This window comes from Aureibacter tunicatorum, assembly GCF_036492635.1.
Classification (GTDB): Bacteria; Bacteroidota; Bacteroidia; order Cytophagales; family Cyclobacteriaceae; genus Aureibacter; species Aureibacter tunicatorum.
Genome location: NZ_AP025305.1, coordinates 1,256,189 through 1,268,642, shown reverse-complemented (window position 1 = coordinate 1,268,642; position 12,454 = coordinate 1,256,189). Strand labels below are relative to the sequence as shown.

Sequence of the window (12,454 nt, the reverse complement as noted above, 5' to 3'; positions counted from 1 at the left end):
ACGAATCAAAATGCGTTTGAATCCAAAATTCAATTCTAGCAAAGAATTCCTCGACAAACTTAACATATTTGTCTATGCTACTATAGGACTGCCAATGGGTCTTTTCCTATACTTCTATCTAAACTACGAAAGTAGTCTTCTAACGCCATTCATTGAAAACTCCAAAACGATTTCTTATCTGACAATAGGCATATCAGCAACATTGGCAACTTTGGGAATATTCCTTTACAAAAAACAACTGAGCAGTGCTGTAAAAGAAGATAGTCTTAAAGAAAAAATGACCAGCCTGTTCAATAGCACAGTCCTTAAATTCTTATTCTTTCTATTAAGCGGCATTACAATAACTATTGCATTCATAATTACCGGCCATCCGCTATACACTGCACTTTACGTAGTCAATCTTATTGTTTGCTCCATCAACAACCCTTCGCCTCACAGAACTGCTAGAGAACTTAAGCTAAACGTTGAAGAAGGCATGGCAATACTTAACAAAGAGCCTTTGAATTTCTAAGCGCTCTAAGACTGAAACTCAGGCAGCCCATGCTCTTTTCTCAAAGAACGGCTCCATTCTAATACAAAAAATCTATTTTCCAATGCGGGAGAGACTCTCGCTTTGGATCTCTGCCTATATCTATCCATGTCTTGAAAACAATAGACTTCTCCTAATGAAGCATGAGGTTTAGTCAGCGGTTTTGCTGTAGATTGATATCTATGCGCCCACTCCAATGCTGAAGCATAATGAATAAAGCCCGGTGTCAAAATATGGCAAAGACTCTTATCAAGGTATAAAAAGCCATGCCTGCGCTCTTCAAAGCAAAAGTCTTCCGCATCATTGAAAAAAGGATGTAGAAACAATAGCGGCACTTCTCCACCTTGCACTCTTGGCATTGAATCTCCATTCTCAAGCACAACTACATTAGGCACTGATTGAAATTTACTCTTTGAGCTGGAAAAATCTCGTTCCAAAAAGCTACCATGAGCAACATTTTGCAATAATTTTCGACCTTCAGGCCTTGTCAGCAACCTTGCATGCATAGCATTCACATGCATTCTAAACCCATTTGCAAACGATTCTCCTTTATCGCTTATCGATTTGCCGTATACCAAATTTGTTTTACCTTCACTTAAATTTCTCCAAAACTTTTGAATCTCTTTGAAATCAGCATCTTTCATTTTCCCTGCATCCGGCAACCAAATGGGCACTCCATAAGCTGAAATTTTTTCCACTACTCCAATATGCTCTTTTTGCACATCCCTTAGCAAATCAAGCAGTATGCTAACCTCTTCATCCTGCAAGTCAATGACCAAGTTCCTTTTAAACCAATTGTAAACAATATGTTCCAAAGCATCCAATATCCTCATTTGCTCATGCAAGACAAACTCCTCACTAGCTAAACTTACGCGTTTCAAAACTGGCTTGCCATTTTCCATCAACTGCTCACCTTTGTCATCAAAACACATCAACTCTTTATATCTCTTCAGTTTAGACACTTCCAGTTTTGCTTCCTCCAACTCATCGCTTGCTCGACACCATTCCTTAGGTGGCTTTGAAGTCATTCGAACGTATTTTTCTTTTTCGCCATCACTCAAAAAATAACGTTTGACACAATTCTCCAACAACATTCTTGCATCAGGTGAAATACCACTTTCTTCTGGATGATTTATGCAATAATTATAAAGCTTCACCTTATCAACTTCAGGAAACTTATTATGCAAAGCTTTTTCCAATTCACTCAATTGCTCCATCCTCATTTCATCCTCTTCGCTTTTCGGTTCAACTGTTGCCAAGCTTTCCATTTCTGAATGAATCATTGCTTCCTCCGTTCTAAAATGCTCCACCGCATTCAGCCATTTCCTATCTTTGCACTTGACTTTGGCTTTCCTCCAAATATGAGCTATTTCCTCCTCAACCAACTCATCGAACATCAAAGCCTCTTCCCTTCTCAAAGGCCACGCAGCATTATTAGCAAGAGTAGTAATCGCCACTTCTCTATGTTTGTCCGTAAAGTTCCTACCTCTAAAGCTTAACGGATCTTCCATTATCGCTTTCTGTCTATAAAATAAGTTATCCTGATGCTCAAAAACCCTGGATGCATTCTCAACCCTAATCATAGCATCAACTATAGCCGACTCATCTTCATCGCCAAACTCCACCTTTTCAGTAGCGTGATAAGCATCAAGCAGTTTAAATACTCTTTTAAAATGATCCATTTGCTTCATTTTACCAAACCTCTTTTCCCCATCAAGAGTCGTCGGCTTAAGTTTTTCTTTCTCTGAAATAGAAAATAAGAATTCATGCACGAGCTGCTCATCGCCTTCTTCTTGATTTTCAACCACAAGATACTCATCCGGTTTTTGTCTTTTAAAGCCACATTTCATGGCCATATGTTCCTGTATTTGTTTCTTGGTAAATAGACATTGAAGCGGCTTGAAAAAATTACGAACCGAAAGCGAATCACCTACTAAGTTTGGAATAAAACCTTCAGGGGACTTGGCAAATCCTTCTGACTGAGCTCTTTTAATTTTGGACTTTGCCTTTGCTTGATAAACTTTCACCTCAAAAAAATAGACTTATATCAACTTTAACATTCTCTTCTTGCTAAATGTTAGTCATGCTATAACAAAAAAGCCCGGCATATGCCGGGCTTTCATCTCTTTCTTTAAAAGATTTATTATTATTTCTTAAACATGTTCATGTTTGGCAAACCTCTTCTCGAACCAGAAAATTTATTCATAGTCTTCATCAACTTTCTCATATCATTGAATTGCTTCAACAACTTGTTAACGTCCTGAATAGATGTACCACTACCATTAGCGATCCTTCTTCTTCTCGAACCATTAATGATTTCAGGATTCTCTCTTTCATCCTTAGTCATTGACAAAATGATTGCTTCAATAGGCTTGAATGCATCATCGTCAATATCAATATCTTTCATCAACTTACCAGCGCCAGGCAACATTCCTATCAAGTCTTTGATATTACCCATTTTCTTGATTTGCTGCAACTGAGACAAGAAATCATCGAAGCTAAACTGGTTCTTGCGTATCTTCTTGTTAATTCTCTTCGCTTCATCTTCATCAAAGGTCTGCTGAGCTCTTTCCACTAGGGAAATAACATCACCCATACCCAAGATACGTTGACTCATACGATCAGGGTGGAAGACATCTAGCGCGTCCATTTTCTCACCATAAGAGATAAACTTGATTGGCTTATCCACAACCGTACGAATAGACAAAGCAGCTCCACCACGAGTATCACCATCCAACTTCGTCAATACAACTCCGTCGAAATCCAATCTTTCATTAAAAGTCTTAGCTGTATTAACGGCATCTTGCCCCGTCATGGAATCCACGACAAACAATGTTTCTGTCGGATTAAGTCCTTTCTTCAAGCCCTCAATCTCATTCATCATTTGCTCATCAACAGCCAAACGTCCCGCCGTATCGACGATAACTACCTTTTTGCCATTCTTCTTCGCATAATCAAGCGCATTATTGGCAATTTCAAGAGCGTTTTTATTTTCCGGCTCAGCATATACATCCACGCCTACCTGCTCTCCCAACACCTTCAACTGGTCAATCGCCGCAGGACGGTAAATATCGCAAGCTGTCAACAACACATCCTTGCCTTGCTTTTTGATGAATTGGGCTAACTTACCTGAAAAAGTTGTCTTACCAGAACCTTGAAGACCTGAAATCAAGATAATCGCCGGGCTTCCGTCTGTGCTCAAAGGAACAGCTTTTTCCCCCATAAGCGCAGTCAGCTCGTCACTAGTAATCTTAACCAAAAGCTGTCCTGGCGAAACGGAAATCAAAACATCTTGGCCTATCGCCTCATTTTTGATCTTATCAGTAACTTCTTTAGCCACCTTGTAGTTAACATCGGCGTCTATCAAAGCTCTACGAATTTCTTTTACAGTACTAGCTACGTTTATCTCAGTGATGCTGCCTTGACCTTTCAGGTTCTTAAAGGCTTTATCTAATTTCTGCGTTAAATTTTCGAACATATTTTCAGAGTAATTTCATGCGAAACATAAATTCCATTCCGATTTCCCCATTAACGAAAATTTTCAACATTTGGAAGGGCTCGGATAAAATGGCTCGTAAAGTTAATCAAATTTTTGTAAAAATAATCGTCGCTATGCTATAATCATAGTCAAAAATTGGAGCTTTAAAAGCTATACGAAACACTAGCCTTAACATTTTTATAGAGATAATAAATTATCAAGCTAGAGAAAAGGTGCTTTTTTTGTAATATTGTTGATGATTAACATACTAAATCACTTCAAATGAACTTTCTATGAAAAATCAAGCGAATTTAGGCTTATTCTTATTTTTTGCCTTAATCTTGAGCACAGGACTTAGTTATGGGCAAACAAACATCAGCAGATCCGTCGGCTCATTCACTAAAGTGAACGCTTCAGGCAACATAGAAGTCATCCTAAAAAAAGGAGATTCAAAAAAATTAAATATTGAAGCCAGCAATATATCAAGCACAGACATTATTTCTGAAGTTCATAATGATGAATTAAGGCTTAAGCTAAAAACTAAGATTTACAAAAACATTCGAGTAGTCATAACGGTGTACTATGAGCAAATCAGACACATTAGATCTGGAAGTTCAGCTTTAGTGAAAGCAGATAGTGCTATTGAAATTGAAAGCATCAAGCTTGAAGCGGACACAAACGGCAACATGGAGCTGCCTTTGGAAGTTAGCTACTTGGATGTGTCAACAAATAGCGGAGGAACTATCATCCTTCGAGGCCATGCACAAAACATGCAAGGCAATTCCAGCGCAGGCGGAAGCATCGATGCTTATGACTTGAAAGTGAGCGAAGCGTTTGTCAAAGCCAACACTGGAGGAAATATCGAAATCAATGCTACGGACAAACTTGAGGCAAAAGCTTCGACAGGAGCGAGCATTCATTACTCCGGAGATCCGAAAGTGCTGGACTACAGCAATTCTCTCGGAGGCAAAGTAGAAGAAAGACAATAAAATATAGCATGACATTACAAAATGACCTTATCCTAAGGACTGCCAGAGGAGAAAAAACAGAAAGAACTCCCGTATGGCTAATGAGACAAGCAGGCAGAGTATTGCCCGAATACAGAGCTGTGAGAAATAGTGTAAGTGGATTCATAGAGTTAGCTCAAACGCCTGAATTAGCAGCCGAAGTTACGATACAACCTGTAGACATACTAGGTGTCGATGCCGCGATTATCTTTTCAGATATTCTTGTGATTCCTGAAGCAATGGGACTGGCATACGAAATGGTGGAAAAGAAAGGTCCATACTTTCCAAAAACTGTAAGATCAGCTGAAGACCTGAAGCAAGTGAGAAAAGCTGATGTTCATTCAGACTTGGGCTATGTATTGGAAGCTATCAAAATCACAAAAAAAGAATTAAACGACAGAGTTCCTCTGATAGGCTTCGCTGGAGCACCTTGGACAATCTTCTCCTATATGGTGGAAGGCGCTGGAAGCAAAACTTTTTCAGTAGCCAAAAAAATGCTTTATACAGATCCAGAATTATCCCACCAACTTCTGGAAATGATAACGCAAAGCACAATCGATTACTTAAACGCTCAAGTCGAAGCTGGAGCAGACATGCTTCAACTATTTGATTCATGGGCTGGAATTCTTTCTCCAGAGCAATACAGAACTTTCGCTTTGCCTTATATCAGCAAAATCTGCGACGCCATTGATCAAAAAGTTCCAGTAACAGTATTTGCAAAGGGCGCTTACTTCGTAAGAGAAGATTTAGGTAAATTGAATTGCAACACTATCGGCTTAGACTGGAATATGGATGTGGCAGAATCCAGAAGTCTAATCGGAAATGAAAAAGTATTACAAGGAAACCTTGATCCATGCGCGCTATATGGAAGCTTCGATGATATAAAAAGCGAGACAAAGAAAATGTTAGATGCTTTTGGAAAAGACAAGCATATCGCTAATCTTGGACACGGACTTTACCCTGACTTAAAGCCGGATAAAGTCAAATGTTTTATTGACACCGTAAAAGAATATTCACAAAGATAATTTCCTTTAAAAGTTCTTAACTCAAAGCTTGTTTTTAATAATAAAGGCAAGCTTTTTTATTTTTTAAACTCTACTTGCCCCCACTCAATAGTCTACCGCAATCGTTTTCCAATCAACTCTAGAAATTAAGTCAAAAAAACATCAAACCAAGCAATATTATATCTATTTTTGCAAATATTTTCGAATCGATCAGATTTCAAGGTTTCAGATCGAGCCCTTCGAAAAGTGTGAAGTTGTTATGTGGGAAGAATAAATAAACCTTTTGAAATGAGTGACCTCATCACTGAGCGCTTGTTTTAAAACTTAAAATTCAGTGAAATAAAATACACCTTTTTCACTAGATCATAAATCTCCAATTCACCTCTAGCGAGATCGCACAAACATTTGTTCATTTAAAATAGAAATTAATGAAAAAAGCTCTACTTTTTTTCAGTGCGGTTTTCGTATTGTCGACTTTATCATATTCGCAAAATATTCAATTGCATTATGATTATGGCCGAGCAAATGACGGAGACATTAACAAGGACCGAAATTACTTTACTGTAACAACAGAAATGTTCAAACCTGATAAACTGGGCTCCACATTCTTTTTTGCAGACATGGACTTCGCCAAAGAAGGAGGTGGCATGTCATTCGCATACTGGGAAATCGCAAGAAAATTCACACTTCCCGGCAAGTTTAAAAATTTCAACTTTCATATTGAATACAATGACGGCACAGCCAACTTTATCACTCCAGCGGCGCTTACCGGAATTGGTTATGATTTTGGTTTCAAAGGCTGGATCTTCACTACAAACTATTTAGCCAGAATACCTTTCGAAGGCAGGCTTGACGGACAATTCACCATGGTATGGCATAAAAAATTCTTCAACAACAAACTCCACTTCACAGGCTTTCTGGATATCTGGACTAGTGATGAATTTGAAGGAACAGGCAAACAGATTACATTTTTAACAGAGCCTCAGCTCTGGTATGAAGTAATAGATAATTTTGATATCGGCGGAGAAGTCGAAATCAGCAAAAATTTCTTCACTTATGACGGAGATATAGAAGTCATGCCAACAGTGGCTTTAAGATATAGATGGCAATAACTTAAGAATGATTTATGATGCTCGATAAAATATTTAAACTTAAAAAACACCAAACAACGACAAAAAAAGAAGCCATAGGAGGTCTAACCACATTCCTGACTATGGCCTATATTATTTTTGTCAACCCTGATATTCTAAGCGAATCTGGAATGGATAAAAACGCTTTAATTACAGCCACTTGCCTCGCAGCATTTATCGGAACTTTGATAGTCGCAATTTGGGCTAATGTTCCTTTTGCTATGGCTCCCGGAATGGGATTGAACGCTTTCTTTACCTACACATTAGTCAAGGGAGAACACATTAGTTGGGAAACAGCCTTAGGCGTTGTATTTCTTTCAGGCGTATTTTTTCTTGCCTTAACACTTCTTGGAGTAAGAGAAAAAATCATTAGCGCTATTCCGCTTTCACTTAGACTTGCCGTAGCTGCAGGAATAGGTCTTTTCATTGCATTTATAGGCTTTAAAAACATGGAGCTTATTATAAGTTCGGAGACTACTCTTGTAAGCCTTGGCGCATTTACAAAGCCTGCCATTCTTGGGATCACAGGACTTTTAATCACAGCCCTATTAGAGTCATCTAAAGTCAAAGGAGGAATTCTTTATGGAATATTATTCACTTTTATCGGAGGTCTTTTAACAAAAGAAGTCTTGATGCCTGAATCATTCGTAAGCCTACCTCCAAGCATCACCCCGATATTCCTCAAACTCGATATTATGAACGCCCTAAGCCTATCACTGATCAGCGCGATCTTCTCATTCATGTTTGTCGACTTATTTGATTCAATAGGAACAGCAGTCGCTTGCTCATACGAGGCAGAAATGGTTGACAAAAATGGCAAGATAGAAAAAGTCGGAAAAATATTAGAATCTGATGCTATCGCTACTATTATCGGGGCTTTGATTGGAACCAGCACTACCACCACATTCATTGAATCAGCCTCCGGCATATCTGCAGGAGCCAGAACAGGACTTGCGTCAATTTTTACTGGCTTGCTATTTCTAGTAGCTCTTTTTTTCGCTCCTATTATAAAATCCGTCCCTTCATTTGCCACAGCACCGGCTCTTGTATATATCGGAATGCTAATGTTTAAAAATGTCGCAAAAATAAATTACAAAGATGTATCTGAAAGTCTGCCAGCATTTTTAACTATTTTCTTGATGCCATTAACATACAGTATAAGCACTGGAATAAGTTTTGGGTTCTTAAGCTATGTCATCATCAAAGTATGCTCGGGAAAACATAAAGAGATAAACCCAATGATGCTATTCATTGCAGGAATCTCGCTTCTAAATTTATACTTGTAAACAGAAAAAGGGGCTTTCAAAAAATTGAGCCCCCCTTTTTCTGTTTTATATTATCTAAATCAAATCAGTCAATAAATCAACTCCGATTGTTCTTTTGACTGTAGTAAAACCTTCTCCGTATTTTACACCAATTTGATGGCCATACTCCTTAGCTCTTGCTTCTATAAACTCCATAAAACCAGGATTGGAAATAAATGTCTCGGGTTCATCTTCCAAATCATTTCCTCCAGTAAAAAACTGTGTGGAAAACGCTCTAATCGAAGCTAGCTTAAGTTCCCAATATTCAGTAATATCCACGACAAAGTCAGGCTGGATATAATCATTTTGAATAAATTGATAGATATGCTTAGGCCTCCATTCTTTTTGCTCCACTCCTCTATCGATCGTCTCAACTTTTCTTAACCCAGACAAAAAACATGAGTCAATCACAAGTTTAGCCGCTCTTCCATGATCTGGATGCCTATCCTCATTAGGATTGCAAATCACCATATCTGGCTGAAACTTTCTAATGAATTTTATTAATTCCAACTGATGTTGCTTGTCATTAACGAAGAACCCATCTTCAAATTCAGCATTTTCTCTCACACTCAACCCAAGTATCTTAGCTGAGTTCTCCGCCTCTTCTCTTCGAGTATGAATAGTCCCTCTCGTTCCCAACTCACCTCTAGTCAAATCAAGGACGCCTACTTTATGCCCTTGCGCAACATGCTTCGCTATAGTTCCTGAACACATTAACTCAGCATCATCAGGATGCGCTGCGATTACTAATATATCTAATTTCGTCTCCATTATATATGCTGGATAGATTTTTATCTCACCCTTAATTTACGCCCAACACGCAATATAGTATTTCGACTAATACCATTTAATTTACAAATCTTGCTTATAGACGTAGAGTATCTTCTTGAAATGCGTGAAAGCGTATCGCCGGACCTTATCCTATGGTGCACTACTTTCCTGATCTCCTTCATATAAGCAAAAGTCTCAGGCGTAATGACCATTTTATCACGAAGCAATACGTAGTCTTCAAAGTTAAACAAGGCATTAGGATCTATGGCAATTCCATTATACCTAACCTCAAAGTGCAAATGCGGACCTGTACTTCTTCCAGTACTCCCTCCTTTACCGATCATTTCACCAGCTTTCACTTCTTGTCCTATTTTCACCACATATTTCGACAAATGGGCATAAATAGTTTCCAAGCCATTTTTATGTCTCAAGACAACATAATAACCATAGCCTCCGCGATTATATCTGGCCATCCTAACGATTCCATCGAAAGCTGCGTATATAGGATCCCCTGTATTCAGTCTCAAATCAATGCCATAATGCCATTGATAATTTCTCATTCCAAAATCAGAAGTGACTTTGGAAGGCTTCATAGGATAAGCCCAGTGCTCCCCTTTTTTGGAGTCATACAAAGGCAACCTCAATGTATCAGAGAAATTCTTCAAATCCATATGATAAGGATCAACACTCCATTCATTCCAAATGGAATAATACTGAAATGAATTCACCCATACATCATCAATCTTCAACTGTTCGGATACCTCCACCAATACCTTTTCCTCTTCAGCGCTCGTCTCGGTAATATCTTCCAACTCCATAAAATGATCCTTGACCATCATTTGAAGACTGGAGTCATAGGCCAAATCAAATTCGCCCTCGTCAAAATCAATAAAAGCTGAATCAGACTCAATATAAGTCTGTTCAGCTTTATTATCTTTCTTTTTAAATATATCCCAGAATTTCTTCTTTTTCTGCGAATAGGCAGGAGTGACACCCGCTAGAAGGAGTATAAAAAACAAAAAACGAATTCCAACTCCATCAACCATTACACCAATTCTTTAGCTGCCAAAAACCTCTCCGCATCCAATGCCGCCATACATCCAGTTCCAGCAGCAGTCACAGCCTGACGATAGATTTTATCTTGAGCATCGCCAGCGGCAAAAACGCCTTCTACATTTGTCTTGCTTGAATCAGGCTTAGTTACAATATAACCCGCGTCATCCATCTCAAGGTAGTCAGCAAAAATATCGGTATTCGGCTTATGTCCAATAGCTACGAAGAATCCTGTAACATCAATTTCAGAAACCTCTTTGGTAACATTGTTCACAAGTCTAGCTTTATTCACACCGTTTTCGTCTCCTAGAATTTCCTCTGTTTCCGTATTCCAAAGGATCTCAATGTTTTCAGCGTTCTCAACTCTACTTTGCATAATCTTAGAAGCTCTCATTTCATCTCTTCTTACGATCATATAAACTTTGTTGCAAATCTTTGAAAGATATGCAGCTTCTTCACAAGCAGTATCTCCAGCACCAACAACAGCTACATCTTGTCCTCTATAGAAAAATCCGTCACAAACAGCGCAAGCAGAAACTCCTTGACCATTGTACTTATCTTCAGAAGGCAAGCCCAACCACTTCGCAGAAGCACCAGTGGATATAATAACAGTTTTAGCTGAAATTTCTTTTTCTTCATCAATCGTAACTACGTGAGGGTAAGAAGAAAAATCAACAGCAGTAGCTAAACCAATACGGATATCCGCATCGAATCTTTTTGCTTGTTGCTCAAGATCCATCATCATCTGAGGGCCATTAATGCCTTCAGGATAACCAGGGAAGTTTTCTACATCATTAGTAATCGTCAATTGGCCTCCTGGTTGAGAACCTTGATACAATACCGGTTTCAAGCCAGCTCTAGACGCATATATTGCTGCAGTATATCCTGCCGGACCTGATCCTAAGATCAAAACTTCGACTTCTTCTCTGTTCATAACTTTTATTCTTCTATTTTTCTATTACACAAAAATAAGTAATTTTTCAATACAGACGACATTTCCAACTTCACCTTACGCAATCGCTTCGATGATAGTTACTAAATCTCTCAAATGCTGCATCGATTTTAATACGATTTAACACATTACAAAAAAAGGTCTCCTGATTAAAAGAGACCCTTATTATATCCAAAACGTAAAATTTTATCCCAAATAAGGCTTTAAAGCTTTGCTTCTTGAAGTATGTCTTAATCTACGAATAGCTTTTTCTTTAATTTGTCTTACACGCTCTCTGGTAAGATTGAATTTCTCGCCAATCTCTTCCAAAGTCATCGCATGCTCTCCATTCAAGCCAAAGTATAATGTAATCACATCAGCCTCTCTTTTTGTCAATGTCGAAAGCGCTCTTTGCACTTCTCTTCTCAACGAGTCGTTCATCAACTCAGAATCAGGCTTTTCTTCCGAATCGTTTTCCAAAACGTCCAAAAGACTATTCTCTTCTCCTTGGACAAAAGGAGCATCCATGGATACATGCCTACCGGAAATCTTCATAGTATCAACTACTTCCGCTGTGCTGACATCCAAAACTTCCGCCAATTCATCCGGCGAAGGCTCTCTTTCATATTTTTGCTCCAAGTCAGAGAATGTTTTTGAAATCTTATTCAAAGAACCAACTCTGTTAAGAGGTAAACGAACTATTCTTGACTGCTCTGCCAACGCTTGAAGAATCGACTGACGAATCCACCACACTGCATATGAAATAAACTTAAACCCCCTCGTTTCGTCAAATCTTTGCGCGGCTTTGATCAATCCAAGATTCCCCTCGTTAATCAAATCCCCCAAAGAAAGCCCTTGATTCTGATATTGCTTTGCCACTGACACTACGAATCTTAAGTTCGCTTTCGTCAATTTTTCCAACGCAATTTGATCACCTTCTCTAATCCTCTTTGCAAGTTCTACCTCCTCGTCCGGAGTCAAAAGATCAACTTTTCCGATCTCTTGCAAGTACTTGTCCAAGGATTGGCTTTCTCTATTGGTAATTTGCTTACTAATCTTGAGCTGTCTCATTCGAAATTTCTTTGTTAATTAAATACAAGTTAAGAATACAAAAATTAATAAACTAATAATTTTGCATCATGCTCATATACTCAAATCAAAAAAGCATGGAGATAAAAAGCAAAACAGCTTTCCAAACCACACTATATGATAAACGACCCGAAAAGCCAAAAATTATATGATTTATT

At 38.5% G+C, this 12,454-nt stretch carries 11 protein-coding genes; 5 read left to right on the top strand and 6 right to left on the bottom strand.

Annotation, left to right across the window (positions count from 1 at the left end; all coding sequences use genetic code 11):
• Nucleotides 1-10: 10 nt before the first annotated feature.
• Entirely contained in the window at nucleotides 11-511 is a 501-nt protein-coding gene (locus AABK36_RS05475; RefSeq protein ID WP_309941970.1) for a hypothetical protein, read from the top strand.
• A gap of 5 nt (nucleotides 512-516) precedes the next feature.
• Here the strand turns inward: AABK36_RS05475 and AABK36_RS05470 are convergent, their stop codons facing one another.
• Nucleotides 517-2,556, bottom strand: a complete 2,040-nt coding sequence (locus tag AABK36_RS05470; protein WP_309941969.1) for a hypothetical protein — start codon at nucleotides 2,554-2,556, stop codon at nucleotides 517-519.
• A gap of 119 nt (nucleotides 2,557-2,675) precedes the next feature.
• The gene (ffh, locus tag AABK36_RS05465; RefSeq protein WP_309941966.1) at nucleotides 2,676-4,007 is read right to left on the bottom strand and encodes a signal recognition particle protein; all 1,332 of its coding nucleotides are present in this window, start codon (nucleotides 4,005-4,007) and stop codon (nucleotides 2,676-2,678) included.
• 293 nt (nucleotides 4,008-4,300) lie between these two features.
• Here ffh and AABK36_RS05460 point away from each other — a divergent pair, with 293 nt between their 5' ends.
• The 4 genes from AABK36_RS05460 to AABK36_RS05445 all read left to right on the top strand — a co-directional run bounded on the left by AABK36_RS05460 (nucleotide 4,301) and on the right by AABK36_RS05445 (nucleotide 8,434).
• Nucleotides 4,301-4,996 carry a head GIN domain-containing protein gene (locus tag AABK36_RS05460; protein WP_309941964.1) on the top strand — a complete coding sequence of 232 codons (696 nt, stop codon included), beginning with the start codon at nucleotides 4,301-4,303 and terminating at the stop codon, nucleotides 4,994-4,996.
• Between the two features lie 8 nt (nucleotides 4,997-5,004).
• Nucleotides 5,005-6,039, top strand: a complete 1,035-nt coding sequence (gene hemE, locus AABK36_RS05455) for a uroporphyrinogen decarboxylase (protein ID WP_309941961.1) — start codon at nucleotides 5,005-5,007, stop codon at nucleotides 6,037-6,039.
• A gap of 407 nt (nucleotides 6,040-6,446) precedes the next feature.
• Entirely contained in the window at nucleotides 6,447-7,130 is a 684-nt protein-coding gene (locus AABK36_RS05450; RefSeq protein ID WP_309941958.1) for a DUF5020 family protein, read from the top strand.
• Between the two features lie 14 nt (nucleotides 7,131-7,144).
• Nucleotides 7,145-8,434, top strand: coding sequence for an NCS2 family permease (locus AABK36_RS05445; protein WP_309941956.1), 1,290 nt, complete (start codon nucleotides 7,145-7,147; stop codon nucleotides 8,432-8,434).
• A gap of 54 nt (nucleotides 8,435-8,488) precedes the next feature.
• Here AABK36_RS05445 and bshB1 read toward each other — a convergent pair whose 3' ends face one another.
• The 4 genes from bshB1 to AABK36_RS05425 all read right to left on the bottom strand — a co-directional run bounded on the left by bshB1 (nucleotide 8,489) and on the right by AABK36_RS05425 (nucleotide 12,278).
• Nucleotides 8,489-9,223, bottom strand: coding sequence for a bacillithiol biosynthesis deacetylase BshB1 (gene bshB1 / locus AABK36_RS05440; RefSeq protein ID WP_309941955.1), 735 nt, complete (start codon nucleotides 9,221-9,223; stop codon nucleotides 8,489-8,491).
• Between the two features lie 20 nt (nucleotides 9,224-9,243).
• Nucleotides 9,244-10,269, bottom strand: coding sequence for a peptidoglycan DD-metalloendopeptidase family protein (locus AABK36_RS05435; protein WP_309941953.1), 1,026 nt, complete (start codon nucleotides 10,267-10,269; stop codon nucleotides 9,244-9,246).
• Entirely contained in the window at nucleotides 10,269-11,210 is a 942-nt protein-coding gene (gene trxB / locus AABK36_RS05430) for a thioredoxin-disulfide reductase (protein WP_309941952.1), read from the bottom strand. Before trxB ends, AABK36_RS05435 begins: the two co-directional genes overlap by 1 nt.
• Before the next feature lie 204 nt (nucleotides 11,211-11,414).
• Nucleotides 11,415-12,278, bottom strand: coding sequence for a sigma-70 family RNA polymerase sigma factor (locus tag AABK36_RS05425; RefSeq protein ID WP_309941950.1), 864 nt, complete (start codon nucleotides 12,276-12,278; stop codon nucleotides 11,415-11,417).
• Nucleotides 12,279-12,454: the final 176 nt, after the last annotated feature.

Coding starts and splice junctions, on each gene's coding strand:
- AABK36_RS05425 (WP_309941950.1), bottom strand. CDS start 12,278: ATGAGACAGCTCAAGATTAGTAAGCAAATTACCAATAGAGAAAGCCAA.
- trxB (WP_309941952.1), bottom strand. CDS start 11,210: ATGAACAGAGAAGAAGTCGAAGTTTTGATCTTAGGATCAGGTCCGGCA.
- bshB1 (WP_309941955.1), bottom strand. CDS start 9,223: ATGGAGACGAAATTAGATATATTAGTAATCGCAGCGCATCCTGATGAT.
- ffh (WP_309941966.1), bottom strand. CDS start 4,007: ATGTTCGAAAATTTAACGCAGAAATTAGATAAAGCCTTTAAGAACCTG.
- AABK36_RS05435 (WP_309941953.1), bottom strand. CDS start 10,269: ATGGTTGATGGAGTTGGAATTCGTTTTTTGTTTTTTATACTCCTTCTA.
- AABK36_RS05460 (WP_309941964.1), top strand. CDS start 4,301: ATGAAAAATCAAGCGAATTTAGGCTTATTCTTATTTTTTGCCTTAATC.
- AABK36_RS05450 (WP_309941958.1), top strand. CDS start 6,447: ATGAAAAAAGCTCTACTTTTTTTCAGTGCGGTTTTCGTATTGTCGACT.
- hemE (WP_309941961.1), top strand. CDS start 5,005: ATGACATTACAAAATGACCTTATCCTAAGGACTGCCAGAGGAGAAAAA.
- AABK36_RS05475 (WP_309941970.1), top strand. CDS start 11: ATGCGTTTGAATCCAAAATTCAATTCTAGCAAAGAATTCCTCGACAAA.
- AABK36_RS05445 (WP_309941956.1), top strand. CDS start 7,145: ATGATGCTCGATAAAATATTTAAACTTAAAAAACACCAAACAACGACA.